At 62.5% G+C, this 24,975-nt stretch carries 24 protein-coding genes, 1 tRNA gene and 1 pseudogene; 11 read left to right on the top strand and 15 right to left on the bottom strand.

What is annotated here, in order from left to right:
* Positions 1-395: 395 nt before the first annotated feature.
* Positions 396-1,520 carry an alkene reductase gene (locus K307_RS31405; RefSeq protein ID WP_042884854.1) on the top strand — a complete coding sequence of 375 codons (1,125 nt, stop codon included), beginning with the start codon at positions 396-398 and terminating at the stop codon, positions 1,518-1,520.
* Between the two features lie 342 nt (positions 1,521-1,862).
* The gene (locus K307_RS31400; protein ID WP_042884852.1) at positions 1,863-2,135 is read left to right on the top strand and encodes a hypothetical protein; all 273 of its coding nucleotides are present in this window, start codon (positions 1,863-1,865) and stop codon (positions 2,133-2,135) included.
* A 51-nt stretch (positions 2,136-2,186) separates the two neighbouring features.
* Here the strand turns inward: K307_RS31400 and K307_RS31395 are convergent, their stop codons facing one another.
* The 6 genes from K307_RS31395 to catA form a co-directional block, all read right to left on the bottom strand.
* Positions 2,187-3,572 carry an MFS transporter gene (locus K307_RS31395; RefSeq protein ID WP_051975233.1) on the bottom strand — a complete coding sequence of 462 codons (1,386 nt, stop codon included), beginning with the start codon at positions 3,570-3,572 and terminating at the stop codon, positions 2,187-2,189.
* 297 nt (positions 3,573-3,869) lie between these two features.
* Positions 3,870-4,646 carry a benzoate diol dehydrogenase BenD gene (benD, locus tag K307_RS31385; RefSeq protein WP_042884849.1) on the bottom strand — a complete coding sequence of 259 codons (777 nt, stop codon included), beginning with the start codon at positions 4,644-4,646 and terminating at the stop codon, positions 3,870-3,872.
* The gene (gene benC, locus K307_RS31380; protein ID WP_042884847.1) at positions 4,643-5,665 is read right to left on the bottom strand and encodes a benzoate 1,2-dioxygenase electron transfer component BenC; all 1,023 of its coding nucleotides are present in this window, start codon (positions 5,663-5,665) and stop codon (positions 4,643-4,645) included. The genes benD and benC overlap by 4 nt, the downstream gene beginning before the upstream one ends.
* A 38-nt stretch (positions 5,666-5,703) precedes the next feature.
* On the bottom strand, positions 5,704-6,192 hold the full coding sequence (gene benB, locus K307_RS31375; RefSeq protein WP_042884845.1) for a benzoate 1,2-dioxygenase small subunit: 489 nt from the start codon (positions 6,190-6,192) through the stop codon (positions 5,704-5,706).
* Positions 6,189-7,547, bottom strand: coding sequence for a Rieske 2Fe-2S domain-containing protein (locus K307_RS31370; RefSeq protein ID WP_042884844.1), 1,359 nt, complete (start codon positions 7,545-7,547; stop codon positions 6,189-6,191). The genes benB and K307_RS31370 overlap by 4 nt, the downstream gene beginning before the upstream one ends.
* A gap of 105 nt (positions 7,548-7,652) precedes the next feature.
* Entirely contained in the window at positions 7,653-8,588 is a 936-nt protein-coding gene (catA, locus tag K307_RS31365) for a catechol 1,2-dioxygenase (RefSeq protein WP_042884842.1), read from the bottom strand.
* Between the two features lie 176 nt (positions 8,589-8,764).
* On the opposite strand from catA, the gene K307_RS31360 reads away from it, so the two are divergent.
* The 3 genes and pseudogenes from K307_RS31360 to K307_RS31350 form a co-directional block, all read left to right on the top strand.
* Positions 8,765-9,688, top strand: coding sequence for a LysR family transcriptional regulator (locus K307_RS31360; RefSeq protein WP_042884840.1), 924 nt, complete (start codon positions 8,765-8,767; stop codon positions 9,686-9,688).
* Positions 9,689-9,788: 100 nt separating this feature from the next.
* Positions 9,789-10,916 (top strand): muconate/chloromuconate family cycloisomerase, encoded by a 1,128-nt coding sequence (locus tag K307_RS31355; protein WP_042884838.1) that lies wholly within the window; start codon positions 9,789-9,791, stop codon positions 10,914-10,916.
* Positions 10,917-11,073: 157 nt separating this feature from the next.
* A pseudogene (locus K307_RS31350) lies at positions 11,074-11,346 on the top strand (benzoate/H(+) symporter BenE family transporter); the annotation flags it as partial.
* Positions 11,347-11,420: 74 nt separating this feature from the next.
* Here the strand turns inward: K307_RS31350 and K307_RS31345 are convergent.
* Positions 11,421-11,711 (bottom strand): hypothetical protein, encoded by a 291-nt coding sequence (locus tag K307_RS31345; RefSeq protein WP_042884835.1) that lies wholly within the window; start codon positions 11,709-11,711, stop codon positions 11,421-11,423.
* A gap of 146 nt (positions 11,712-11,857) precedes the next feature.
* On the opposite strand from K307_RS31345, the gene K307_RS31340 reads away from it, so the two are divergent.
* Both K307_RS31340 and K307_RS31335 read left to right on the top strand, forming a co-directional pair.
* Complete coding sequence (locus K307_RS31340; RefSeq protein WP_042878237.1) at positions 11,858-12,499, top strand: IS607 family transposase; 642 nt, start codon at positions 11,858-11,860, stop codon at positions 12,497-12,499.
* The gene (locus K307_RS31335; protein WP_051975232.1) at positions 12,480-14,021 is read left to right on the top strand and encodes an RNA-guided endonuclease InsQ/TnpB family protein; all 1,542 of its coding nucleotides are present in this window, start codon (positions 12,480-12,482) and stop codon (positions 14,019-14,021) included. The genes K307_RS31340 and K307_RS31335 overlap by 20 nt, the downstream gene beginning before the upstream one ends.
* On the opposite strand, the gene K307_RS48085 is transcribed toward K307_RS31335, so the two are convergent.
* From K307_RS48085 to cysS, 7 genes are all read right to left on the bottom strand, one after another.
* A complete protein-coding gene (locus K307_RS48085; RefSeq protein WP_155301298.1) occupies positions 13,998-14,294 on the bottom strand; it encodes a DUF6538 domain-containing protein in 297 nt (98 codons plus the stop codon). The genes K307_RS31335 and K307_RS48085 overlap by 24 nt on opposite strands.
* Before the next feature lie 110 nt (positions 14,295-14,404).
* Positions 14,405-14,498, bottom strand: a tRNA-Ser gene (locus tag K307_RS31330).
* 129 nt (positions 14,499-14,627) lie between these two features.
* The gene (locus K307_RS31325; RefSeq protein WP_042887591.1) at positions 14,628-15,878 is read right to left on the bottom strand and encodes an aspartate kinase; all 1,251 of its coding nucleotides are present in this window, start codon (positions 15,876-15,878) and stop codon (positions 14,628-14,630) included.
* 122 nt (positions 15,879-16,000) lie between these two features.
* Complete coding sequence (gene tilS, locus K307_RS31320) at positions 16,001-17,464, bottom strand: tRNA lysidine(34) synthetase TilS (protein WP_419187189.1); 1,464 nt, start codon at positions 17,462-17,464, stop codon at positions 16,001-16,003.
* On the bottom strand, positions 17,430-18,401 hold the full coding sequence (locus K307_RS31315; RefSeq protein ID WP_042884833.1) for an acetyl-CoA carboxylase carboxyltransferase subunit alpha: 972 nt from the start codon (positions 18,399-18,401) through the stop codon (positions 17,430-17,432). The genes tilS and K307_RS31315 overlap by 35 nt, the downstream gene beginning before the upstream one ends.
* 115 nt (positions 18,402-18,516) lie before the next feature.
* The gene (locus K307_RS31310) at positions 18,517-19,359 is read right to left on the bottom strand and encodes a DNA-3-methyladenine glycosylase family protein (protein ID WP_042884832.1); all 843 of its coding nucleotides are present in this window, start codon (positions 19,357-19,359) and stop codon (positions 18,517-18,519) included.
* Positions 19,356-20,744, bottom strand: coding sequence for a cysteine--tRNA ligase (gene cysS, locus K307_RS31305; protein WP_022534226.1), 1,389 nt, complete (start codon positions 20,742-20,744; stop codon positions 19,356-19,358). Before cysS ends, K307_RS31310 begins: the two co-directional genes overlap by 4 nt.
* A 292-nt stretch (positions 20,745-21,036) precedes the next feature.
* Here cysS and K307_RS31300 point away from each other — a divergent pair, with 292 nt between their 5' ends.
* From K307_RS31300 to K307_RS31285, 4 genes are all read left to right on the top strand, one after another.
* Positions 21,037-21,759 carry a tetratricopeptide repeat protein gene (locus K307_RS31300; protein WP_042884831.1) on the top strand — a complete coding sequence of 241 codons (723 nt, stop codon included), beginning with the start codon at positions 21,037-21,039 and terminating at the stop codon, positions 21,757-21,759.
* 70 nt (positions 21,760-21,829) lie between these two features.
* Positions 21,830-22,414, top strand: a complete 585-nt coding sequence (locus tag K307_RS31295) for a peptidylprolyl isomerase (RefSeq protein WP_042884830.1) — start codon at positions 21,830-21,832, stop codon at positions 22,412-22,414.
* Between the two features lie 21 nt (positions 22,415-22,435).
* The gene (locus K307_RS31290) at positions 22,436-22,936 is read left to right on the top strand and encodes a peptidylprolyl isomerase (protein WP_042884829.1); all 501 of its coding nucleotides are present in this window, start codon (positions 22,436-22,438) and stop codon (positions 22,934-22,936) included.
* 66 nt (positions 22,937-23,002) lie between these two features.
* The gene (locus K307_RS31285; RefSeq protein ID WP_042884828.1) at positions 23,003-23,800 is read left to right on the top strand and encodes a UDP-2,3-diacylglucosamine diphosphatase; all 798 of its coding nucleotides are present in this window, start codon (positions 23,003-23,005) and stop codon (positions 23,798-23,800) included.
* A gap of 211 nt (positions 23,801-24,011) precedes the next feature.
* Here K307_RS31285 and cysE read toward each other — a convergent pair whose 3' ends face one another.
* Positions 24,012-24,755 carry a serine O-acetyltransferase gene (cysE, locus tag K307_RS31280; protein ID WP_042887586.1) on the bottom strand — a complete coding sequence of 248 codons (744 nt, stop codon included), beginning with the start codon at positions 24,753-24,755 and terminating at the stop codon, positions 24,012-24,014.
* Positions 24,756-24,975 lie beyond the last annotated feature (220 nt).

Here is a 24,975-nt window from a genome sequence, read left to right as displayed (position 1 = left end):
ACCACGGCTTCAAACCTTTCGGCTACGGAATCTTTTTCGATCTTGATGCCAATGCGGATGCACCGTTATCAACCGGCCCCGTCTTGCGCGGCGGTCGCCACGCCCAGGTCGAATTCTTGAAGTCTCAAGAGACGGACCGTCATCAATCACGTTGCTTTAAACCTCAAGCCCACGCGTCGAGTCTCGGCAGACATCATCGAAGAGCTTGGGCACACGTGATACCTCATTTCAAGTCAGAGAGTGGCGCCTAGACGCGCTTTCTACAGCGACTATGTCCGGCGCATTGGTCGCCCTGCCAGCTCTGGCAGGGCTTCCGCTCCTACATTGCCATCAGCGCCGGCTCAACGTGAGGCCGGTCCGTAATTTTATTTCCTCACCCGAAAAAGGAGTCAACGATGACTGAACTCTTCAAGCCGTACAGCCTCGGCGACGCCAAACTGGCAAACCGAATCGTCATGGCGCCAATGACTCGGTCCCGCGCACCCGATGACGTCGCAGATGAGCGGACGACGCTTTACTACGCGCAACGCGCAACGGCGGGCCTGATCGTCAGCGAAGGCACGCCCATTTCGCGGGAAGGCCAAGGGCATCTCTTTAACCCTGGAATCTATACCGACGCGCAAGTTCGTGGGTGGAAACTCACGACGGATTCCGTACACGCAATCGGTGGAAAAATCTTTGCACAATTCTGGCACGTCGGACGCGTCTCGCACACGACAATCCAGCCCGGCGGTGCGGCGCCCAGAAGTGCGAGCTCGAGGGTCGCGCAAGGGGCAGTCGCTTTCGGATACGATGAGGATGGTGAACCCGGATTCCTCCCAGCCTCTGAGCCGATGCCTTTGTCCACTGAAGAGGTCGAGCGCGTGGTACAAGACTTTGTCACCGCAGCGGCCAATGCCGTCGCAGCCGGTTTCGACGGCATTGAAATCCACGCCGCGAACGGATATCTGTTTGAGCAGTTTCTCAATCCGCTGGTAAACGATCGTACAGATCGCTACTCGGCCAGCGCGGAGAACAGGCTTCGGTTCACGCTTGAAGTTGTCGATGCCATCGTGACAAAAATTGGGGCCAGCAAGGTCGGCATCCGTATCTCGCCATACGGTCAACTTTTCGATATGCCGCACTATCCGGATATCCTCAAAACGTACGAGGCGCTTTCTGCGGAACTCGGTCAGCGTGGGATCGCCTACATCCACATCATGGATCAGACGAACTTTTCAATGGCGCCCAAGGACGCCCACGCCTCTGAAGAACGCACGTTGGAACTACTTCGAAGAATCAAAGTAGCCTCGGGCAAGACCTCGATTATTCTCGCAGGCGGCATGACGCTGGACCGCGCAAAAAATCTCGTCGGCGACGGCCTCATCGATCTTGCCGCTTTCGGGCAGCCATTCATCTCGAACCCGGATCTGGTTCGCCGCCTTGAGCAAAGCCTGCCGCTAGCAACTCCGGACCGCGACACCTACTACGGCGGCGGGCTCAACGGTTACGCTGACTATCCGCCCTTCGCGCCCCAATGACCTGCGCGCGCGCCCTCTGGCGACCCTGAGTAGTTCCGTCCGGTCTACGTTATGGCCGATCGTGGATGGCTCCAATGGATCCGGCAGCGGTCGCTGAGTCGACGGAGTTCAAATGACCGAAACGGGTTCGGCCGTCGCCTATCGAACTGCAGCGTCCGCGCAGGACTCCGGTGCGATCTTGCTGTGGATTGACCTGCTCACTCGCACCGATACTTTGCTATTTGTGCTCCGGCTCGCTGTACAGCCTCTGATGCTTGCTGGATCTGCCCCGGATTTTCACTGAGAATTGCCGGCTCAGAGCTGGCAACCGCGGCCTGATAGGATTGTCGCAGCGAAGGACAAATGATGCTCATCCGAAAGCACACCAAGGTGGATGGCTTCGTCCTCGGCGACAAGATTGAGCCTGGCGAGAACGAGGTGAACGCGCATGGTGAAGAGGTAAAGATCTACCCCATGCTCTATGACACCATCTTGGTCAGAGCCGAGAAGCGCCTCCTCAACCTGCATAGCCGCGTCAAGGATGCTCCCTTCCTGCTGGAGCAACAAGAGGAGCTCAAGAAGTTCATGGCTCCTCTGCCTGTGCAGCAGATGGATCTCGCCGAAGTCTCTCAGTAAGAGAGTGCCATGGGGAGCTACGCGAGCATCACGGTAGGTGGATACCCAACGTCATGACCGACGGTGTTGGGCGCGCAGAACGGCGGTATGTTCGGCATCCGCTGCGCCTTGGCTCGACTTGCTGTCGATCACCGACGCCGATCGCTGATGGTCGATCAGGAGCACAGCCAGCACCGCGATGACAGCAGGCACTGCCATTGCGACGAAATTCTGCTGCAGCGGCAGGGACATGCTCACCAGCACGCCGATGACAATGGGTGCGAGAATTGCACCGCTTCTCCCGACACCGGAGGCCCAGCCAATACCAGTTCCCCGGACGGTCGCTGGATAAAACTGACCTGCATACGCATAAGTCACGATCTGCGTACCAATGGTGGACGCGCCGGCAAGTGCGACCACGAAGAACAAGGCTTCGGCCGGCATCTTGTAGCCAAGCAGGGTGATGGAAATTGCGGCAAGCGCGTACATGCCAACCAGGACGTGTTTGATATTGAACTTGTCTGCCAGCCAACCGCCGCCGATTGCGCCAGCCATCGCGCCAAAGTTCAGCACCAGAACGAACGTCAGTGCCGACCCGAGGCTATAGCCCGCGCCAGCCATGAGTTTCGTGAGCCACGAGCTCAATGCATAGACCATGAACAGGCACATGAAGAAGGCAATCCACAGCATCACGGTACTGAATCCACGGCCATCACGGAACAGCATGCTGATGGGAGCACTGGCACCCTTCTTGGCCTGCGGCAGGTCGAACCGGTCTGTCGCCTGGGCACGGTAGGACGGATCCATCTGGAGGAGTACTGCTCGGAGAGTGTCCAGACGATTTCGCTGGATCAGGAACGGTAGCGATTCCGGCATCAGCTTCAACACAGTAGGGATGATCAGCACGGGAACGCTCGCCGCCAGGAACACCGATTGCCAGCCGTACGTCTCGATCAGTGATTTGCCCATCAATGCTGCGAGCATCCCGCCTACGGAATACCCGCTAAACATGAGCGTGACCATCGTTCCGCGTATCTTGCGCGGCGAGAACTCTGTCATCTGAGCGACGACGTTAGGCATCACACCGCCGATCCCCAGTCCGGCAAGAAAGCGCGTCACGCTGAACGAAATCGGATCATGAGTCATTCCCGCGGCAGCAGTAAAGACGCTGAACAGTGCGATGCAGATAGCAATGGCCTTGGGCCGACCAATGCGATCGGCAATGGTTCCCATGATGACAGCGCCGAACATCATGCCGAATAGCGCGGAACTGACCATAAAGCCGGCACGTGTTGCGTCGACGCCCATGTCTTTCATGATGGACGGGAGGGCAATGCCCACAACGGCGAGGTCATAGCCATCGAAGATGATGATGATCGCGCACCAGAACAGTAGTCCGGCATGAAACCGGTTGAAGCGCGCGTCGTCCGCAAGCTTGTGAACGTCAATGTGACGCATGATTTGTCTCCTCCGTTTTTTTAGGAATGGCCGCGACATCCCCCGCGGCGTCTGCAGCTTGCGTGGGTAGGCAGCGGCTATCCGAGCTTGAAAACGTTGAATTTGCCAGTCGCCGTCTTGCGCAGCGCGGGCGGGGATGCGATGGTGCGCGGATACTTGTAGCGGGCGAGGCGGTCCTTCACGCGGCTCTTCAGCTTTGCTTCGTGTCTCGACGAATCCGGTTGGGCGCATTCACAGATTGCGCGCAGGATCTCTTGGACCGCCTCCATCCCTACGCGACGCAATCTTCGACAAGTTCTAGCCGTTGTCGCCGCCTGCAACCGGCAGAACGGCGCCAGTGATGTAGCCAGCTTCGTCAGAGGCGAGGAAGAGAATCGGCGCGATTTGTTCGTCGAGTGTTCCGTATCGCTTGAGGAACGTCGACTCGGTCACCTGCGTCACCGCCTCGCTCATCCAGGCCTTCTCTTGTTCGTTATCCCCAGCCGCGTTGCGCGGCACGCGTCGCGGAGGCGCCTCGGTTCCGCCGGGTGCGGCCGCGACCACGCGAATGTTGTGCTCGCCATACTCCATCGCCAGCGACTGCGTCATCGCGTTGACGCCACCCTTCGCAGCCGAATACGGCACGCGGCGGATACCGCGCGTTGCATTTGAGGAGACGTTCACGATCGTTCCGCGACCTCGCGCGAGCATATGCGGAAGCACCGCGTGGCAGGCGTACAGGGTGGGCATGAGCGAACGACGAATCTCCGCGTCAATCTGAGCCGGTTCGAATTCGGCAAAGGGCCGCATCCGGATGGCGCCGCCCACGCCGTTGACCAGGATGTCGATTCGACCAAAGATCTTTACCGCGAACGCCATGGTGGCGGCTGCGCCTTCATAGGTCTCGAGGTCGGCAATGAAGCCGGCGGTGTCGCCCCCCGCTGCTTCGGCAGCGACCTCGGAAACGAAGTCGGCGCGGTCGACAAACAGGACCTTCGCACCCTCCGCCGCTGCGCGCAGTGCGACACCACGGCCGATACCTTGGGCGGCACCCGTAACCACCATCACCTTGCCCTCGAATCTCTGGGCGCTCATGGCGTCACCGGGGCCGCGTTGGGCGTGAACTTCTCGTAATGGAAGTTGTTGGGCCTCACGCCGTTTTCGTCGAAGTACTTGCGCACGGCGTCGACCATCGGTGGCGGTCCGCACAGGTACACGTCAACGTCACCGTCGTTCAGACAATCCGCCGGCATATGCTGGGTCACCCAGCCCTTGCGAGGGTGGCTCGATTCCGCTTCCGCGACCACGGTGCTGAACGTAAAGTTGGGCAACTTGGCGACGTATGCCTCAATCGCCTCAACCTGGACCAGGTCGAGATCTCGCGTCACGCCGTAGATCAGATGTGCCTTCTGCGGCGAGTTCGCACGAACCAGGACTTCCAGCATCGACAGGAAAGGAGCCAAGCCCGTGCCGCCGGCCAAAAACAGCAATGGACGTTCCACTGCCCGAAGATAGAAGCTGCCCAAGGGGCCGGTCAGTTGCACCTTGTGGCCCGGCTGGGCCGATTCCAGCCACGTGCTCATCACGCCGCCAGGAATTTTCTTGATCAGGAAGCTGATCTTCGATGCGCCCGGCGCGGACGAAAACGAATACGAGCGATGCTGCCCGCTGCCCGGAACATCGATGTTCACGTACTGGCCAGCCAGGAAGACCGGAGGAATGCTGTCAACGTCCAACTCAAGGACGACCGCCGCATCATTGTGCTGTTCGACTTTCGTGACCGTCGCAGCGAACTTGCTTTGCTCGGTCTTGCACACCGTCGACGATGCCGGAACGGCGATGACGCAGTCGCTTTGCGGCACCATCTGGCACGTGAGCACGAGACCACTATCCTTCTCGTCCTCGCTCAGTGCATCCTCAATGTAGTCGTCGCCCAGGTCGTAGCTGCCACTCTCGGCGCGGCACTTGCAGGTGCCACACACGCCGTCGGAACAATCCATCGGCAGGTTGATCTTGGCGCGAAATGCGGCATCGAGGACCTTTTCGCCGGCCTTGCATTCGACGAAGCGGGTCACGCCGTCTTCAAAATTCAGTGCGATGTTGTAGCTGGACATGTTGCCTCCTGCGTCCGTTCTCATTCCGACCTGTGGCATCAGACGTGGTAGACGTCGAGCACCTGGCGGATGTAGTCATTCTTGAGCGCAATCTTCTTGCTCGAGATCAGCAAGCGTTCGTCAACCTTGCGAAGGGTGAGGTAGACGGTGCCGAAGAACTGGTCTGTCACCTTGTAGCGATGGCTCAGCGTGTTGAAGTTGTAGCGAACGTCGACTTCGTTATCGCGCTCCGCCAGCACTTCGACATTGGTAACGTTGTGGCTGGTGCGCGGTTCCGGCATCGACGCGCTGCTGCGCTCGGTTCTGATACGAAACACCCGGTCTTCCAGGCCGCCGCGGTCCGGGTAGTACATCAGCGAAATTTCGCTTTGTGGGTCTTCGGTGAGCCTGTCATCGTCGTCCCAGGCCGGCATCCAGTAGGTGACGTCATCTGCGTAGCAAGCCAGCCACTCGTCCCACTGGCGGTCATCAAGAAAGCGCGCCTCCTGGTAGAGCGCCTGACAGATTTTTTGATAGTCGATGGTCATACGGCCGCCTCTGCTTGTTCTTTACGCAGGGCTTCGCGCATCACCTGCATCCAGTATTCGTGTTGCACCACGAAGAGACCTTCGTCTTCGCTGCGCTCGCCCGAGATGAGCGGATTCAACCCCATGCCCTTGGCGTTCGCGTCGGGGCCGTGGACCCACAACGGTGCACCACGCGACATGTCGTTCCACATCGACGTCGTGCTGGCATAGCCCGCTTGGCACGCACGGAACTCTTCGAGGTCGTCGCTGGTTCCCATGCCAGAGACGTTGAAGAAGTCTTCGTACTGGCGAATGCGGATGGCACGGTTTTCTGCGCTTTCGCCCTTCGGCGCGAAGCAGAAGATGCTGACTTCGGTCTTGTCGACACTGATGGGACGGACCACCCGAATCTGAGTACTGAACTGGTCCATCAGGAACACGTTCGGGTACAGACACAGGTTGCGCGTCTGATTTATGATGTAGTTCGCCTTGTCTTCCCCGACACGAGCAGCGATCTCATCGCGGCGTTGATAGACCGGACGCACTTCCGGATTCATCGTGTTGGTCCAGAGCAGGATATGGCCATGCTCGAAACCATACACACCCGCAATCGACTTGCTCCAGCCGTTCGCATCGACGGCCTTGGTGCCTTCGACCTTGCGGCGGCCCATCGTCGCGGCGTAGTTCCAGTGCACGGTGCTGACGTGATAGCCATCGCAGCCGTTCTCCATCTGCATCTTCCAGTTGCCGTCGTAGATGTACGAAGAGTTACCGCGCAGCACTTCGAGACCTTCCGGCGCTTGCGAAACGATCTGGTCAATGATGACCTTCGTCTCGCCGAGGTAGTCCTCGAGCGGCATCACGTCTTCACTCAGGCTGCCGAACAGGAATCCGCGATAGTTCTGGAAGCGCGCGACCTTCTTCAGGTCGTGCGAACCCTGCTTGTTGAACTGCACCGGGTATTCGGTGGTCTTCTCGTCCTTTACTTTCAGAAGCTTGCCGGCGTTCGAGAACGTCCAGCCGTGGAACGGACAGGTAAAACTGCCCTTGTTACCGTGCTTGCGGCGGCACAGCATGGCGCCCTTGTGTGCGCACGCGTTTATCACCGCGTGCAGCTCGCCGGTCTTGTCACGCGTGATGACAATTGGCTGGCGACCAATCCACGTGGTGTAGTAGTCGTTGTTGTTGGGAACCTGGCTTTCGTGCGCCAGGTAGACCCAGTTGCTCTCGAAGATGTGCTTCATCTCGAGTTCGTACAGATCGGCGTTCGTAAAGATGTCGCGGCGGCAGCGGAAGACGCCATTTTCCTTGTCATCCTGAACGGCGTTGCTCAGCAAATCGTCCAGTTGTCGTGCTTTATCGATAGTTGCGGACATGAGTCGTCTCCCTATGCAGGCTTCGTGGTCAAGCCCTGTGGCATTGGTGCAGATTGTTCGTGCGGAGAGGTTAGCGGCCTGGCCAGGCAGGCCGCCGTGCGGGAGTTACGCCGCGGCGGATACGCGCGGGCGATTCACGAGCTGGTTGTCCTTGCCTTGCACCAGCGGTGTCAGCGCGATGTTGAATTCGATTTCCTTGTACGCGTCGTCCTTGAGACCGAGCGCAGCGCCGCCGGTCTTCTCGACTACGTGCGGTACGAGCTCTTCGCGCGTCGCGTACGCAAAGTCGTCCCAGATCAGCGGGTCGCCTTCGATGTTGATCTGCGTCGTAAGCTTGCGAGTCTTGTCGCTCGTCACGAAGAAGTGCACGTGCGCCGGACGGTTGCCGTGGCGGGCCATCGCGTCAAGCAGTTGTTGCGTGGCACCTTGCGGCGGGCAGCCGTAGCCAACCGGCATCAGCGTGCGGAACTCGTACTTGCCGTCAGCTCCTGTCTTCACTGCGCCACGAAGGTTGAAGTCATCTTGCGCGCCGGTCGGGTCGAAGTGCGAGTAGAAGCCCTTGGAGTTGGCGTGCCAGCATTCGACGACCGCATCGACCACAGGCTTGCCGTCCGGTCCGGTCACCGTGCCACGGATGACGAGTGGGCCCGCGTCCTCATCGGCATTGAGGTCAATCTTGGAGACGCCATCACGCACCGGGGCGCCGGCAACATACAGCGGGCCCTCGATCGTGCGCGGAGTGCCGCCGTGGATGTCGGCTTCTCGGTCCGCTGCATCCATGCGGATATCGAGATACTTTTCGAGACCCAGGCCCGCGGCCAGGAGTGCCGCCTCACCGTCTTGTCCGAGCTTGTTGAAGTAATTCACGCCGTCCCAGATTTCGTCGGGCGTCATGTCCAGGTCGTCGATGGCCTTGAAAAGGTCGCTCAGCAGACGATGAGTAATCTGCTTGGTGCGAGCGTTGCCATCTTGCCTTCCCAGATTGGCAGCGGCCTTCAGCAGGTCCTGCACTTCCTTCGATTCGAATACCTTGGCACTCATGTCTGCTCCTAAACTTTCTGTGTTTTTGGTGGGGTAAACCCTCGTTTCAGGCCGATCTGAATGGCACTCAGAAGGTATAATGCGGCGTTGAAACAGAGCGTGAAAGCAGAATAGAGGACGGCAAACGGCTCAGTCCAACACCGTTTTAGTATTGAGCTATATCTTGGAGGTATTGTATGGAGCTGCGACATCTCCGCTACTTTGTAGCGGTTGCAGAAGAACGCAACTTCACGCGCGCAGCCAAGCGGCTCCACATCGCGCAGCCGCCGTTAAGCCGCCAAATACAGCAACTCGAAGAGGCGCTGGGGGTGCAGCTATTCGAACGGAGCTCGCGTCCCCTTAAGCTCACCGAGACGGGCAAGTTTTTTTACTCGCACGCGGTGCAGCTAATTGCACAGACAAACGAGTTGGAATCGATGACAAGGCGCGTTGGCAACATCGAGCGCAGTCTGTCCGTCGGCTTTGTGGGTTCCACGCTCTACGGCATGCTGCCAAAGATCATTCGGCGATTCCGGGACGAGAACAAGTCGGTCGAGCTCAGCCTCCACGAGATGTCGACGATGGACCAGATTCGCGCGCTCAAGGACGGACGTATCGATGTGGGGTTCGGTCGGATTCGACACGAGGACGCGAACATTCGCCGGGTGATTCTCCGCGAGGAGAAAATGATTGTTGCACTTCCCGTCGGTCATCCGCTCTCTATGTCGAAGCCGGTGCTCGCGCTTAGGGATCTCATCTACGAAACACTCATTGTTTTTCCTAAGGCACCGAGGCCAAGCTACGCGGACCAGGTTCTCTCGGCTTTCCAGGAGCGAGCGCTTACGCCTCGGCGTATCTATGACGTGCGCGAGTTGCAGATTGCATTGGGGCTTGTCGCAGCGGGAGAAGGGATTTCAGTCGTTCCGAGCAGCGTCTATGGGCTGAAGCGCGACGACGTGAGCTACATGGAGCTGGATGACCCAACCCTCACGTCTCCAATCATCATGAGCATGCGGGCGATGGACGAGTCGCGTGACATCAAGGAAATGCTGGAATTGATCTATCGGCTGTACGAGGAAGAGCGGATTCCCTACGTACCTCGCACGGACAAGGGAGAGTAATACGATCATACCCCGGGGGTATGGCCCTAGACGTCGATGGTCTTGGACAGACGAATATTGCCGACGCAATACTGAAAGCTCCCACTTCGTCATTCTAGGTATGAACGCCCAAATTACATCCGTCGAAGCGATTCTGGTCGATCTTCCGACCATTCGCGCGCATCAGCTTTCCATGGCGACGATGCAACAGCAAACTATGGTCATCATTCGCCTGCGCTCGAGCGACGGCATTGAAGGCATTGGCGAAGCCACGACCATCGGTGGTCTTTCCTATGGGGAAGAAAGTCCCGAGGGCATCAAACTGACCATCGACACCTACTTGGCCCCGGCGTTGGTTGGACAAGATGCGACCAGCATCAACGCGGCCATGCTCAAGCTGAACAAGGTCGCTCGCGGCAATCGTTTCGCCAAGTCAGGGATCGAGACGGCTTTGCTGGACGCACAAGGCAAACGCCTTGGCGTTCCCGTCTCGGCACTGCTTGGTGGCGCCGTCCGCAAGACGCTCCCTGTGCTTTGGACGCTCGCCAGCGGTGATACCCACCGCGACATCGAGGAGGCCGAAATGCTGCTCGCCGAACGTCGCCACAATGTCTTCAAGCTCAAAATTGGCCGTCGCAGCGTGCGTGACGACGTGGCTCACGTTTCCAAAATCAAAGCCGCACTGGGTGACCGAGCGAAAGTTACCGTGGACGTCAATCAGGCATGGAACGAAGTCGATGCAGCTTTGGGCATCGAAGCGCTGGAGGCGGCTGGCATCGATCTCATCGAACAACCAACGCCGCGAGAGCACCGCGGAGCGCTTGCCCGGCTCGCAGCACGATTCACTGTTCCCATCATGGCCGACGAAGGCATTACCGGCCCTGAGGACGCTATCGAACTCGTGCGGGACGCCTGCGCCGACGTGTTTGCGCTCAAGATCGCGAAGTCCGGCGGGATCTTCGGAATGATGCGCACGGCGGCTATTGCAGATGCAGCGGGCGTTCTTCTCTACGGCGGGACGATGCTCGAAGGTAGTATCGGCTCCATTGCTTCCGCACACGGATTCAGCGCGCTTCCGCAACTGGCGTGGGGAACGGAGCTATTTGGGCCGCTGCTGCTCAAGGATGACATTGTGATGGCCCGTCCGCAGTATCGCGACTTCGATCTGCATATCCCCGAAGGTCCAGGCCTCGGACTTCAAATCGACGAAGAGAAGCTCGCGTTCTACCGTCGCGACAAGCGAGCCTAAACGCCTACCTGTTTTGGCGCTCCTCCCACCCGCAGGAGGAGCGTCGCGCCTCAGGAGGAGACATGCTGTATCTCGTAAGAACCCATCCATACCTGACGATGCAGGTAACGCCGCTCGCACGTCATCCGTCGTCGACGTTGATGACGCCGGCGACGCCATGAGTCGGGACGCGAACGACACGTTGGATTCCGTGACTGCCAAAGGCACCTGGTCCGTGTCAGCAGTTACGGCGGGGCTGCTCGCCGTCATCATCTCTTATGCCGGCCCACTGGCCATCTTCTTCCAGGCAGCGCATGCCGCCAATGTCGGCAATGACGTGGTGGCCTCGTGGGTATGGTCGATTTCGATGGGCGCCGCAGTTTCGGGACTGACGCTTAGCTGGCTGCTGAAGCAACCCATCATCACTGCCTGGTCGGCCCCGGACGCAGCCTCGCCCTCGCACGTTCGCGCGTGGCAAAAGGACTCGAAGCTACCCTCACGGACGATGATGTCTGAGGTGCGAAGCTAGCACAGTTCATTCAAGCGAGCGCCTGTGAGATGGCCTAGCCGGGGAACCCAATACTTGACGGGCTCGGTGTCCCGGTACTTCGCCGTTGCGGCGAGGATGGATTGTGTCTGTTCCGGCGAGAACGGTTGCCGCAGTTCAATGGGGTCGGGGCGCAACTCCATTCCCTCGGCTGGGTTGGTGTCTATAAGACCGCGATTGCGCGCCACGGTCAGCAGCAGGCGGATAAAGCCGACCTTCTTCGACACGGTAGCAGCGCTGTTGCCCTTCTCCAGCCAGATGTCCCGCATCCCGGCCACAGTTGTGCGAGTTAGCGTCGCTACATGAGGGTTCCCGACCTCGGCTACGGCGCGGGCTACCGCGTCAGCGGTCTTGTCGGTGGGGCAAGTGAGCAGCCCCTTGTAAACTGCTTATAGGTGTGCAATTATTATCCCCCATGAGCATACTTGCTAAAGTTACGATGAAGGAGGCGTGCGCGATGCTGGGCATCCACCCTGGCACGCTTCGCCGATGGGAGCTCGACGGGAAGATCTCCGCCGATCGGACTCCGGGTGGTCATCGTCGCTATAATTTGACCGCTCTAATGGAGTTGGCCGGCAAGAAGGTCGAGGAAGCAGAGCGCGGGCGTACTACGCTCGCCTATGCGCGCGTTTCCAGCCACGACCAGAAGGCCGATCTGGAGCGTCAGTGCCAGGTGCTGGAGTCGTTCTGCGCTGCGAAGGGATGGCCCTTCGAACTCATCCGGGATCTCGGCTCCGGCATGAACTATGAGAAGAAGGGCCTCAAGCAACTGCTCAAACGTATCTGTGCCGGAGGCGTTGATCGGCTTGTCATCACACACAAGGACCGGCTCTTGCGATTTGGTGCAGAGCTCGTTTTTGCTCTGTGCGAGCAATTCGGAACGGAAGTCGTCATCATCAATGCCAAAGGCGATTCGACGTATGAGGAGGATCTTGCCTGCGACGTGCTTGAGATCATTACCGTCTTTTCGGCGCGCCTCTATGGCAGCCGTTCCCACAAGAATCGTCACGCCATGAAAGCCCTGAAAGAGGCTGCAGATGCCATTCAAGAGGGCTGATCCCACCACTATCCAGTTCGCGAGGAAGGTCCGTCTGGTGGTGGACGCTGATGCTGCGGGCAAGCTCGACGGGCAATCCAAAATCTGCAACTGGCTATGGAATCGACTCAAGGACGAAGTCGAGACGCGCATGGCGGAGTTGTCCATCGTCGGCGGCTATGGCTATCTTGATGAGGCGCGAACCAAGAAGCTCCTGTCGGAGGTCTATTCCGAGATCGGGCTTCGCAACCTCGTGCCGCCGCTCAAGGAGCGTCATCCGTTCTTGCGCTGCGTGTTTTCTTCACCGCTGAAGAATGTCGCGCTGCGCATGGCCAAGGCCATTGCCTCGCATCGAAAGTCGAAGAACGGACAGCGCTGCGGCCCAGACGTGGGCTGGGTCAAGTACAAGGCATGGGCCAAGCACTGGATGAGCCTGGAATACGACGAGCCAGGCAAAGGCTGGAATGTTTCCCAGTTCGGTTGGCTCAACCTGTCGTTCGGCGCGAACGCGCAAGGACAGCGGCTGTCGCTGCGCCTGAAGATGGAGAAGACACCCAAGGAGATCGCGAGCGCTCGCACTTGCCGGATCGTCCGCGAGGGCCGCGACCGCTATTTCGCTGTGTTCACGTTCAAGGGGCAGAAGAAGGCCAGGCAACGCGGCACGCGCGTGGTCTACATCGATCCGAACCTGAAGAACTTTGGCTACGCTCTGGATACTGAGGGGCGCGCCTTCGAATTGTCCAATCTTGAGAAGTTGAAGGAGTCGGAGCGCATTCTCGATCGGCTAACGAGTCTGCGTGACCGGTGCATAGCAAAGTCGCTGTGGGTAGATACCGTCCACGGCGATGGCACGGTGTCGACGCATTGGCGTCCCAGTCGCCGCTGGAAGAGTTTGGACGACGCTGTGGAGCGAATGCAAACCAAAGTGCGAGAACAGAAAAAGCACTTCATGTATTCGCTGGCGAACCAGCTCTGCAGGCACTACGACGTGATTGGGATCGGCAACTACGTGCCGGAGAACACCAACCACGGCAAGGGCCGCAAATACAACCGCGCGGTAAGAAACAGAACGATGCACGGTGCATTCAAGGACATTGTCTCGTGGGTCGCGACGCGCTCCAGAAAGCATGCGCTGGTGCTGGATGAAACCGGCACCACGCGAACGTGCCATGCGTGTGGTCACGTTGTCGAGGGCGGGATAGCGCCCGCAATTCGGGAGTGGGATTGCCCGGGCTGCGGCACCTGCCACCTGCGCGACGAGAATGCCTGTCAAAACGGTCTGCGGCGGCTGCTGACGCAAGTCGGCGACGCTGTGGACTGCTCCCATCTGCCCTGCTCGGGCCCCGTTCAGACTATCGGGCGGTGTGATTGGCGATTCCATCCGCAAGGATGGACGGGAGTCCCGAGAGGGGGCGCCAATGTGAATTCAATGCGCCTGCCGGAGTACCGGCAGCGAATGCGCGCGTTACCGCGCGCTCGGGTTGGTGACCGCGCGTCCAAATCTGCAAAGACGTCGCCATCAGCGATGCGTAGGCTTGCTTAGATTTGGAAGAGCGGATTGGCTCGGTGGCCGGGCCGACATGGATGGGGTGGGCTGCGAGGCTTGCGCCCGTTCAACAGAAGGCGGGGTCAGGTCACGCCTCTGTGCAAATTCATCGTCCAGCGCAACGACAGCGCGTAGAGCGAGACGGACGGCGGCGCCTCTGTCTTTGACCCTCAGGCTGCGCAGGATTTCTCGCTTGCCATAGACGGCAATGAGGTCAACCGGCACCCGCTTGCGCAGGTAGTAGATGCCGTCTCGGCGGGTGAGGTACATGCTGGCTCCAGTCGCTTGTGTAAGGTACACACGCGCCAGCCAGCGGAAATCCGGAGCACAAAAAACAAAACCCCGGAAGACCGCGATCTTCCGGGGTTCGCCGCCGTTGCTGGCGGAGACGGAGGGATTCGAACCCTCGATCCAGGTTTTGGCCCAGATGCTCCCTTAGCAGGGGAGTGCCTTCGACCTCTCGGCCACGTCTCCCAAACTTGCGTTGTGTGAGGGAGCCACACAACGAAGCGCGTATTTTAGCGGCGCTGCGCGGGTTGGTCAACGAAAAATCGATGACACAACACAAAATTTGCAGTGCCGCCAGAAGTGTTCACGAACGGATCACGCCTGTTCCAGTTCGAAGGCCTTGTGCAGGGCGCGCACGGCCAGTTCCATGTACTTTTCGTCGATCAGGACCGAGATCTTGATTTCCGAGGTGGAGATCATCTGGATGTTGATGCCCTCTTCCGACAGCGTGCGGAACATCTTGCTGGCGATGCCCACGTGTGAGCGCATGCCGACGCCGACCACCGACACCTTGGACACCTTCGGGTCGCCCGAGACGCTGCCGGCGCCGATATGCGACTTGACGCCGTCGTTCAGAATCGCCAGCGCGCGCTGGTAGTCGGCGCGCGGCACGGTGAAGGTGAAGTCGGTCTTGCCGTCGACAGACTGGTTCTGGATGATCATGTCGACGTCGATGTTGGCGTCGGCGATCGGGCCCAGGATCTGGTAGGCGATACCTGGCTTGTCCGGCACGCCCAGAACAGTGATCTTCGCCTCGTCACGGGCAAAGGCGATGCCGGAGATGACGGCTGCTTCCATTTCAGACTCTTCCTCAAAAGTAATCAGCGTGCCCGAATGCATTTCCTGCTCGAGCGGCATAAGCGGGTCGGTCAGCGACGACAGCACGCGGGTCTTCACGCGGTACTTGCCGGCGAACTCCACGGAGCGGATCTGCAGCACCTTGGAGCCGAGGCTGGCCATTTCCAGCATTTCTTCGAAGGTGATCTGGTCCAGGCGGCGGGCGTCTTCCACCACGCGCGGGTCAGTCGTGTACACACCATCCACGTCGGTGTAGATCAGGCACTCATCGGCTTCGATCGCAGCGGCGATGGCCACGGCCGAGGTGTCCGAGCCGCCACGGCCGAGCGTGGTGATGTTGCCGTCGTCGTCGATGCCCTGGAAGCCGGTGATCACGACCACGCGGCCGGCGTCGAGGTCGCCCAGGATGCGCTCGTCGTCGATCGATTCGATGCGGGCCTTGGTGTACGACGAATCGGTCTTCACCGGCACTTGCCAGCCGGTGTAGCTGACCGCGTCGATGTTCTCGCCGTGCAGCGCGATCGCCAGCAGTGCCACGCTGGCCTGTTCGCCGGTGGAGGCGAGCATGTCCAGTTCACGCGGATCCGGCTGCGGCGAAATTTCCTTGGCGAGTCCCAGCAGGCGATTGGTCTCGCCCGACATGGCCGAAGGCACCACGACTACGCGGTGACCGGCGCGGTGCCATTTGGCCACGCGCTTGGCGACATTCTTGATGCGTTCCGTGGAACCCATCGAAGTGCCGCCGTATTTGTGAACGATGAGAGCCATCTTCTTGTCGACGCCAGCGATTGTGCAAAGCCCTTGAAAATACACGAACATGCCCTGTCAGGCAAGGCGGCACGGGCGTTGCGGGGTCGATTCGATGTGACGCGCGCGCCAGCTCGCTGACCTTAGTGCGGCGGCCTGGCACCGACCGGCGGCTGCGGCAGCCATTCAACGCGCCAGCGCGGCGCAGCCGGCTCAGCCGGCCAGCGCCGGTGCATGCCGAGCCCCGCAGCCATCACCAGTGTGTCACCGGACCACAGCAGCGGCAGCCAGCCCCGGCGCCAAGCCGGAATGCCGGCCTCCTGGCACGCCTGTTTGAGCGCGCGCGCGGGGCCGCCGGGGCGCAGCACGATGCGCTCGCCGCCGGCGCGGGCGGCCAGGCGCAAGGGCTGGCGCAGCACCGCTTCGGGCACGCCGAAGGTGTCGTCGCGGAAAAAGCGCAACTCGCCCCGCCACGCCGGCACGACGATGCGGTCCTCGCCGCGCCAGTCCAGTTTCACGGGCGCGGGCGGCGCCGCCGGGGGCGGGGTGCAGGCCAGTACCCGGTCGCGGAAGCGGCGCAGCACCAGGCCGTCGTGCGCAATCGCAGGCTCGCCACCATCATGCGTCACCAGTTGCTCGCGCATCGCCGCCAGCCGCGTGGTGGACGGCGCGCGCACGCCCAGGTCACGCAGCCACAGGCGCAGCACGGCGTCGGCGTGGGCTGCGGAGAGCGTGCGCAGCCCGTTCAGGTCGAGTTCGGAGAGCGTGTCGGCATCGCGGCCGGGACGGGCCAGTTGCGACAGCGCCGTGCCTGCCAGGTGCTCGATCAGTTGGCTGGCCTGCGCGAAATGCGCCGCGGCCTGGATCACGTTGGCGCGCAGCGCCGGGAAGGCCGACACCAGCGCGGGCAGGTGCAAGCGCAAGGCATTGCGCGCGTAACGGGCATCGGTATTGGAGGGATCTTCGATCCATTGCAGCGCGTTCGCCGCGCAATAGGCATCGATCTCGTCGCGCGCCACGTCGAGCCACGGGCGCAGCAGCATGACGCCGCTCTGCTCGTCGAGCGGCCGCATGGCCGGCATCCCCGCCATGCCCGCGACACCCGCGCCGCGGAACAACCGCAGCAGCACGGTCTCGACCTGGTCGTCCTGGTGATGGGCGAACAGCAACAGGCGCGCGCCGCTGTCGGCACACATCGCCGCCAGCGCGGCGTAGCGCGCGCGGCGCGCGGCCGCTTCCAGGCCCTCGCCCGCCTCCGGCTGCACCGACACGCGCCGCACGAAGTAGCCGACCTGCCACTGCGCGCACAGCGCGGCGCAGAAGCGGTCCCAGTCATCGGCGTCGGCCTGCAGGCCGTGGTGGACATGTAGTGCCACCACGCGCGCCACAGCGCCCCAGTCCGCCACGGCCGCGCAGGCGGCATGCAGCAGCGCGACCGAATCGCGCCCGCCCGACAGCGCCACCGCGATCGTCAGCGCGCCCTCGCCCGCCGCCGCGCCGCCGCCAGAAACAACAAAGGCCGCACCGGCCTGGAGGGCCTGTGCGACCTTGTCGGTCAGCGGGGTGGACGGGTCAGTCCTGGACGCCGGTTTCCTTGAACTTGCCATAGGCGAGCAGGCGTTCGTAGCGGCGAGCCTGCAGCTCCTTCACGCTCATGCCCTGGAACTGGCGCAGCGACTCGGCCAGCGAGCGCTTGAGCAGCGCCGCCATGGCCTTGTAGTCGCGGTGCGCGCCGCCCAGCGGTTCGCTGACGATCTTGTCGATCAGGCCCAGCGCCTTCAGGCGGTGCGCGGTCAGGCCCAGTGCCTCGGCGGCTTCGGGGGCCTTCTCGGCGGTCTTCCACAGGATCGAGGCGCAGCCCTCCGGCGAGATCACCGCGTAGGTGGCGAACTGCAGCATCTGCACCACGTCGCCCACGGCAATCGCCAGCGCGCCGCCCGAACCGCCTTCACCGATGATGGTGGCGATCAGGGGCACCTTCAGGCCGGCCATCACGTACAGGTTGTGGCCGATGGCTTCCGACTGGCCGCGCTCTTCGGCGTCGATGCCGGGGAATGCACCCGGAGTGTCGACGAAGGTGAAGATCGGCAGGCCGAACTTGTCCGCCAGCTCCATCAGGCGCTTGGCCTTGCGGTAGCCCTCGGGCTTGGGCATGCCGAAATTGCGCATGGCGCGCTCTTTCGTGTCACGGCCCTTCTGGTGGCCGATCACCATGCACGACTGGCCGTTGAAGCGCGCCAGGCCGCCGATGATCGACAGGTCGTCGGCAAAGGTGCGGTCGCCGTGCAGTTCGTGGAAATCGGTAAAGATCTCGCGCACGTAGTCCAGCGTATAGGGACGCTGGGGGTGGCGGGCGATTTGCGCAACCTGCCAAGGGGTCAGGTTGGCATAGATGTCTTTGGTCAGCTGCTGGCTCTTGCCGGCCAGCCGCGAAATCTCTTCGGAAATATCAACAGCCGAATCGTCCTGCACAAAGCGCAGTTCTTCGATCTTTGCCTCGAGTTCGGCAATGGGCTGCTCAAAATCCAGGAAGGTGGTTTTCATAAAATCACACGTACCTGTCTGTGAAGGGGCGCATTCTACCGGAATTTGGTCGCTATCTTAGCGCCTGCCAGATAGCCCGGACTGCACCTGCCACTAAATTTTCTTGCCCTGATGCCTAATACGTCACTGGCAGCGGGTCGAGACTGCGCCACATATACCACGTCGCCACGGTTCGCCACGGCTCCCAGTTAGCCGCGACTTCGCGCGCCTCGCTGCGGGTGACGGGTTCGCCGCTGAAATAGTTGGCGGAGATCGCGTTGATCAGGCCGATGTCATCGAGGGGCAGCACGTTGGGCCGCATCAGGTTGAACATCAGGAACATCTCGGCGGTCCAGCGGCCGATGCCGCGGATCTGCGTCAGCTCCGCGATCACCGCTTCGTCGTCCATCTGCGCCCATTCGGCGACATGCACCGTGCCCGCCTTGAAGTGGTCGGCCAGGTCGATCAGGTATTCCCCCTTGCGCTTGGACAGCCCGCAGCCGGCCAGCTTCTCTGGACCGGCGCGCAGGAACTGTGCCGGCGTCAGCTTGGGGCAGGCCGCATGCAGCCGCTCCCACACCGACTGCGCCGCCTTGACCGAAATTTGCTGGCCCACCACCGCGCGCGCCAGCGTGACGAACGGATCGCCGCGCGACACCAAATGCGCCGGGCCGTAAGTCGGGATCATCTTGCGCAGGATGCGGTCGCGCTTCATCAGGTCGGCGCAGGCCTCGTCCCAGTAGGCGGGGCGCACCGCATCGATGACGGTCTCGACCGGCAGCGGCACCGCATCCGCCTCGGGCAGGACGGCCTTTGCGTTGCGCGCGGTTTTTCTTGCCGGAACCTTTGCCGTATCCTGGCCATCAGGCAGCGGCGCCTCTTTGGCGCCAGCCTTGTCCGGGCGCGGACCGGCCGCCTTCGCCCGGCCCGTTGCGGCCGGCGGCGTGGCGGTGGCGGGCTTGCGCGCGGCAGCTTTCAAGCACGCCTCCACTCGGTGGCACCGCCCGGCTTGTCTTCCAGCACGATGCCCGCGGCCAGCAGTTCGGCGCGGATGCGGTCCGCTTCGGCAAAGTCGCGCTGGACCTTGGCGGTCTTGCGCGCCGCGATCAGCGTTTCGATCTGTTCCGGCGACGGGCCGTCGTCGGACTTGCCGCCCTGCAGGAAGGTGTGCGGGTCGCGCTCAAGCAGGCCCAGCGTGCCGGCCAGGCCCTTGAGCTGGCGCGCGGCCGCGGTCGAGCCGGTGCGGTTGATCTCGCTGGCCAGGTCGAACAGCACCGCCATCGCGATCGGGGTGTTGAAGTCGTCGCCCATGGCCTCGGCGAAGCGCTTCGCGTGCGGTTCTTCCCAGTCCACCGCGCAGCCGCCGGGCTGGCTGTCCTTGAGCGCGGTGTACAGGCGCGTGAGCGCGTGGCGCGCGTCGTCCAGGTGCGCGTCGCTGTAGTTCAGCGGGCTGCGATAGTGCGCGCGCAGGATAAAGAAGCGTACGACCTCGGCATCGTACGACTTCAAAACTTCCCGGATCGTGAAGAAATTGCCAAGCGACTTGGACATTTTCTCGTCGTTGATGCGCACGAAACCGTTGTGCATCCACATGTTGACGAAGGGCTTGCCGCTGGCTCCTTCGGACTGTGCGATCTCGTTTTCATGGTGCGGGAACTGCAGATCCGCCCCACCACCATGGATGTCGAAATGCTCGCCCAGCAGCGCGCAACTCATGGCGGAGCATTCAATGTGCCAGCCCGGGCGGCCGGCGCCCCACTTCGATTCCCACTTGCTCTCGGGCGGCTCGCTGGCCTTGGCCGATTTCCACAGCACGAAGTCCAGCGGGTCCTGCTTGGCGTCGTTGGCGCTCACGCGCTCGCCGGCGCGCAGGTCTTCCAGCGACTTGCCGGAGAGCTTGCCGTAGCCGTCAAACTTGCGCACCGAGTAGTTCACGTCGCCGTCGCTGGCCTGGTAGGCCAGGCCCTTGGCTTCGAGCTTGCCGATCATGTCGAGCATCTGCGGCACAAAGTCAGTCGCGCGCGGCTCGTGGTCGGGACGGATCACCCCCAGCGCCGCGGCATCCTCGTGCATGTACTGGATGAAGCGCGTGGTCAGCTGGCCGATGGTCTCGCCGTTCTCGACGGCGCGGCGGATGATCTTGTCGTCGATGTCGGTGATGTTCTGCACATACGTCACGTCGTAACCGGCGGCGCGCAGCCAGCGGTGCACCATGTCGAACACCACCATCACGCGCGCGTGGCCGACGTGACAGTAGTCGTACACCGTCATGCCGCACACATACATGCGGACCTTGCCGGGTTCGATCGGCACGAATGGCTGTTTCTCACGGGCGAGCGTGTTGTAGATGTTCAGAAGCTGCATGAAACGATGTGAGTGATGAGAGGAGACTGCCGGGTTCGCACAGCAGGCAACGCGGGTTCGTCCGCGCCCGCGCCACGGGCGCACCGCTGGCACCGGCCGCGACCGCATCGGCTGGCGCTGGCGCAAATCCGCCGCGCCCCATATCTTACCGGAAGGCGGTGTGCCGGTTGGCCGCGCGGCGTCGCTGGTCCGCGCGTCAGCCCGCCCGCAGGTCGGTGCGCGCGCCGGGCTGCTTTCGTGCCGGACTTGCCGCTTTGCTAGAATGCCGCGGAGTATAACGGACCCGTCTTCAATGAGCCTGCTGCTGCCCTCCCCGCCTCCCGCCGCCTTCAGCGCCCCTGCACGCAGACACGGCGCCCGCGCCGCGCTGGCCATGCTGGCCCTGGCCGCCACGCTGGCCGGCCCTGCGCATGCGCAGCACGGCCCGCTGTCGATCCCTGCGCCCACTTCCCCCGTCGACGGCATCCGCTCGCTCGACCCGGGCATGAGCGCAGCCCAGCAGGCCGCCAACGCGCGCCGCTATGACGAAGCCATCAAGGGCTTCGACCGGGTGCTGGCGGCCAATCCGCGCAATGCGCAGGCCCGCTTCCAGCGCGCCTGGGCACTGGCGCAGTCCGGCCGCGAGGATGCCGCGATCCAGGCCTTTGCCGAGATGGCGCAGGACTTCCCCGAACTGCCCGAGCCTCACAACAACCTGGCGCTGCTCTATGCCAAGCGCGGCGACCTGAAGCGCGCCGAGGCCGAACTGGTGCTGGCCACCGAGGTCAAACCCGCCTTTGCCATCGCCTATACCAACCTGGGCGACGTCTACCTGCGCCTGGCCGAGCAGAGCTACGCCGAGGCGCTGCGGCGCAACCCGGGTGACACCCGCGCCAGCACCGCCCTGCGCCAGCTGCGAGAGACTGCCGCGCCGGCAAACCCGGCAACACCGGCAACGCCGGCCGCGCCCGCCGGCAGCCGCAAGCCGGCACCCGCCGGCCGCCGGGCCCCGGCCAGCGCGCCCGCGGCCAACTGACGCCCCCATCCCGAAGGCCCGGGCGCCGCGCGTCCGGGCCGTGTGTATCCAGACTTACCGGAGTTTCCCTATGATCCGTTCCCGTCGCATCGTGCTGGCCGCCCTGACGGCAGGCGCACTGGTCCTGTCGTCGTTCAGCGCCATGGCGCAGCAGAAAGCCCCCGAGCGCGTCCAGTTCGTCACCAGCGCCGGCAAGTTCACCATCGAGGTGTACCCGGATGCGGCGCCGAAGACGGTTGCCAACTTCCTGGAGTACGTGAAGAGCGGCTTCTACAGCGGCACCATCTTCCACCGCGTCATCAACGGCTTCATGGTGCAGGGCGGCGGCTTCGACCGCGACATGAAGGAAAAGCCCACGCGCGCGCCGATCCCGCTGGAAGCGCGCGGCGGCCTGAAGAACAAGGCCGGCACGGTGGCCATGGCACGTACCAGCAACCCCGACTCGGCCACCGCGCAGTTCTTCGTCAATGTGGTGGATAATCCGAATCTCGACTACCCGCAGCCGGACGGCAACGGCTACGCAGTCTTCGGCAAGGTGGTGGACGGCATGGACACGATCGACAAGATCAAGAGCGTGCCGACCACGGCCTACGGCCCCATGCGCAATGTGCCGGCCTCGCCGATCGTGATCGAGTCGGCCACTGTCGTCAAATAACACACCGAACAGAGGAAACCCATGTCCAAGGTACAGCTCCACACCAACCAGGGTGTCATCACTATCGAACTCGACGCCGAGAAGGCACCGAAGTCCGTCGAGAACTTCCTGTCGTACGTCGGCAAGGGCCACTATGACAACACTATCTTCCACCGCGTGATCAAGAACTTCATGATCCAGGGCGGCGGCTTCGAGCCCGGCATGAAGCAAAAGGGCACCGACGCCCCGATCGAGAACGAAGCCGGCAACGGCCTGAAAAACGACCGCTACACCGTGGCGATGGCACGCACCAACGCGCCGCACTCGGCCACCGCGCAGTTCTTCATCAACGTGGTTGACAACGACTTCCTGAACTTCACCTCGCCCACGCCGCAAGGCTTCGGCTACGCCGTGTTCGGCAAAGTCGTCGAAGGCACCGAAGTGGTCGACCAGATCAAGGGCGTGCGTACCGGCACCTCGGGCTTCCACCAGGACGTGCCGCTGGAAGACGTGGTGATCGAGAAGGCTGTCGTCGTCGAATAAGCCTATGCCTGCCGATTGCGGTTCCGTGCGCGCCCGCGTGCCGGCATTTTCCTACCGACACCACGCATGACCGCAATCTCCCACACGCCGGTGGCCGGTCCCCTCGAGGTACAGGCGCCGGCGTGGTTCATTTCAGACCTGCATCTCACGCCGGGCATGCCGCGCACGCTGGCGGCTTTCGAGCGCGTGCTCGAACGCGCCACGCATGGCGCGCGCGCGCTCTTCATCCTGGGCGACTTCTTTGAATTCTGGATCGGCGACGAGGAAACCGACTCGCCGTTCGCGCAACGCGTGGCGGGCGCCCTGCGCGCGCTGGCCGCGCGCGGCGTGGCCGTGTACCTGATGCACGGCAACCGCGACTTCCTGCTGGGCCAGCGCTTCGCTGCCGCCGCAGGCGCGACGCTGCTGCCCGACCCCACCGTGATCCACTGCGCCGGCCAGCGCGTCGTGCTGAGCCACGGCGACATGCTGTGCATCGACGACGAACGCTACAACCGTTTCCGCCGCTGGACCCGCAAGGGCTGGGTGCAGCGTGTGTTCCTGGCGCTGCCGCTGAGTGCGCGCTTGTCGATCGCACGCAAGTTGCGCGCCGACAGTGAAGGCAACCGTGCACGGCAGCGAAGCGCGGGCGCACCCGCGCCGGTAGTCTATGGCGATGTGGCGCCTGCGGCCGCGGCCGAGTTGCTTGGCACGGCAGGGGCATCGCTGCTGGTGCATGGTCACACCCACCGGCCGGCGCGGCATGAAGAGGCTGCGGGTGTGCGGTGGGTGCTGACTGACTGGGATTTGGATGGCGCGCATCCGCGCGCTGCGGTGCTGCAACTCGATGGCGATGGCTTCCGCCTGCTACCGCAGACGGACTGAAACCGCCGTTGAAAGACTGCGCCGCCCATAGCCCGTCGGGTCTCGAATCGCTGTTTGGGGTGCTCCCTCTCCCGCTTGCGGGAGAGGGTTGGGGAGAGGGCCGGTGCGTCGACGAAGTGAGGCGCTGCGGTATGCCACGGCCTGCCCTCTCTCCCCCGGCCCCTCTCCCGCATGCGGCATGCGGGAGAGGGGAGCAAACCGGCCGCACTTTTTACTTCATCAGCTTGCGCAGCTCACTGGCATCAAAACGATCATTGGGCGTGTTTTCCAGATGCTCACCTAGCCGATCCAGCGCGGCCAGCACCGTCTCGATGCGCTCATGCTGGCGCGCCGCATTGTCAATCAGGCTCTTGAGGGCCAGCGACACCGGATCGTCCGCATTGGGCGTGATGCCGTAGGCCGAGAACTCCTGCTTGGCGCCCTGCTGCGCGGCCGGCGCATCGGGCAGGATGATGCGGGCCGGCACGCCGACCGCAGTCGCACCCGGCGGCACCGGCTTGAGGACCACGGCATTGGAACCCACACGCGCACCGTCGCCCACCACGAAGCCACCCAGCACCTTGGCACCCGCGCTCACCACCACGTTGGCGCCCAGCGTCGGATGGCGCTTCTGGCCCTTGTACAGCGAGGTGCCGCCCAGCGTCACGCCCTGGTAGATGGTGCAGTCGTCGCCGATCTCGGCGGTTTCGCCGATCACCACGCCCATGCCGTGATCGATGAACACGCGCCGTCCCAGCCGGACCGCCGGATGGATCTCGATGCCGGTCAGGAAGCGCGACCAGTGCGAGATCCAGCGCCCCAGCCAGTGAAAGCCCCCGTGCCAGCAGGCATGCGCAAAGCGGTGGAACACCACGGCATGCAGGCCGGGGTAGCAGGTCAGCACCTCCAGGCGGCTGCGCGCGGCGGGATCGCGCAGCATGATCGTGTCGATATCTTCCTTCAGGCGAGAGAACATCTTGGTCGTGTCGTGTTGCCGCGCCGTGCGCCGTGCCACGCGAGGCTTGCGCCTGGGGCAGGGTCGCCGGCGAGGTCGGTGGCCGGTGAGGACGGGATCAGGGAGTGTAAGTGATTTGCTGGCCCGGCTTTTGGCGCCAGCTTTTGGCCCCTGATCCGTCAGGGACATTGCAGCAATGCGGCGATCAACATCGCCCGGGCATGCGCAAACCCGCGACCGC

The sequence above is a fragment of the Cupriavidus necator A5-1 genome (genome assembly GCF_000744095.1).
GTDB lineage: Bacteria > Pseudomonadota > Gammaproteobacteria > Burkholderiales > Burkholderiaceae > Cupriavidus > Cupriavidus necator_A.
The sequence above is the reverse complement of the archived record's forward strand: the minus strand, read 5'-3'. Positions and strand labels throughout refer to the sequence as shown.

What these genes read in the sequence shown, in the direction of transcription:
- K307_RS31335 (WP_051975232.1), top strand. Translation starts at nt 12,480, where the DNA reads ATGCCATTCAAGAGGGCTGATCCCACCACTATCCAGTTCGCGAGGAAG.
- K307_RS31400 (WP_042884852.1), top strand. Translation starts at nt 1,863, where the DNA reads ATGATGCTCATCCGAAAGCACACCAAGGTGGATGGCTTCGTCCTCGGC.
- benD (WP_042884849.1), bottom strand. Translation starts at nt 4,646, where the DNA reads ATGAGCGCCCAGAGATTCGAGGGCAAGGTGATGGTGGTTACGGGTGCC.
- benC (WP_042884847.1), bottom strand. Translation starts at nt 5,665, where the DNA reads ATGTCCAGCTACAACATCGCACTGAATTTTGAAGACGGCGTGACCCGC.
- K307_RS31345 (WP_042884835.1), bottom strand. Translation starts at nt 11,711, where the DNA reads ATGCGGGACATCTGGCTGGAGAAGGGCAACAGCGCTGCTACCGTGTCG.
- K307_RS48085 (WP_155301298.1), bottom strand. Translation starts at nt 14,294, where the DNA reads ATGTACCTCACCCGCCGAGACGGCATCTACTACCTGCGCAAGCGGGTG.
- tilS (WP_419187189.1), bottom strand. Translation starts at nt 17,464, where the DNA reads ATGGCAAGTTCAAGGAAACCGGCGTCCAGGACTGACCCGTCCACCCCG.
- catA (WP_042884842.1), bottom strand. Translation starts at nt 8,588, where the DNA reads ATGAGTGCCAAGGTATTCGAATCGAAGGAAGTGCAGGACCTGCTGAAG.
- K307_RS31340 (WP_042878237.1), top strand. Translation starts at nt 11,858, where the DNA reads ATGAGCATACTTGCTAAAGTTACGATGAAGGAGGCGTGCGCGATGCTG.
- K307_RS31325 (WP_042887591.1), bottom strand. Translation starts at nt 15,878, where the DNA reads ATGGCTCTCATCGTTCACAAATACGGCGGCACTTCGATGGGTTCCACG.
- K307_RS31300 (WP_042884831.1), top strand. Translation starts at nt 21,037, where the DNA reads ATGAGCCTGCTGCTGCCCTCCCCGCCTCCCGCCGCCTTCAGCGCCCCT.
- cysE (WP_042887586.1), bottom strand. Translation starts at nt 24,755, where the DNA reads ATGTTCTCTCGCCTGAAGGAAGATATCGACACGATCATGCTGCGCGAT.
- benB (WP_042884845.1), bottom strand. Translation starts at nt 6,192, where the DNA reads ATGACCATCGACTATCAAAAAATCTGTCAGGCGCTCTACCAGGAGGCG.
- K307_RS31355 (WP_042884838.1), top strand. Translation starts at nt 9,789, where the DNA reads ATGAACGCCCAAATTACATCCGTCGAAGCGATTCTGGTCGATCTTCCG.
- K307_RS31395 (WP_051975233.1), bottom strand. Translation starts at nt 3,572, where the DNA reads ATGCGTCACATTGACGTTCACAAGCTTGCGGACGACGCGCGCTTCAAC.
- cysS (WP_022534226.1), bottom strand. Translation starts at nt 20,744, where the DNA reads ATGCAGCTTCTGAACATCTACAACACGCTCGCCCGTGAGAAACAGCCA.
- K307_RS31290 (WP_042884829.1), top strand. Translation starts at nt 22,436, where the DNA reads ATGTCCAAGGTACAGCTCCACACCAACCAGGGTGTCATCACTATCGAA.
- K307_RS31315 (WP_042884833.1), bottom strand. Translation starts at nt 18,401, where the DNA reads ATGAAAACCACCTTCCTGGATTTTGAGCAGCCCATTGCCGAACTCGAG.
- K307_RS31360 (WP_042884840.1), top strand. Translation starts at nt 8,765, where the DNA reads ATGGAGCTGCGACATCTCCGCTACTTTGTAGCGGTTGCAGAAGAACGC.
- K307_RS31370 (WP_042884844.1), bottom strand. Translation starts at nt 7,547, where the DNA reads ATGTCCGCAACTATCGATAAAGCACGACAACTGGACGATTTGCTGAGC.
- K307_RS31405 (WP_042884854.1), top strand. Translation starts at nt 396, where the DNA reads ATGACTGAACTCTTCAAGCCGTACAGCCTCGGCGACGCCAAACTGGCA.
- K307_RS31285 (WP_042884828.1), top strand. Translation starts at nt 23,003, where the DNA reads ATGACCGCAATCTCCCACACGCCGGTGGCCGGTCCCCTCGAGGTACAG.
- K307_RS31295 (WP_042884830.1), top strand. Translation starts at nt 21,830, where the DNA reads ATGATCCGTTCCCGTCGCATCGTGCTGGCCGCCCTGACGGCAGGCGCA.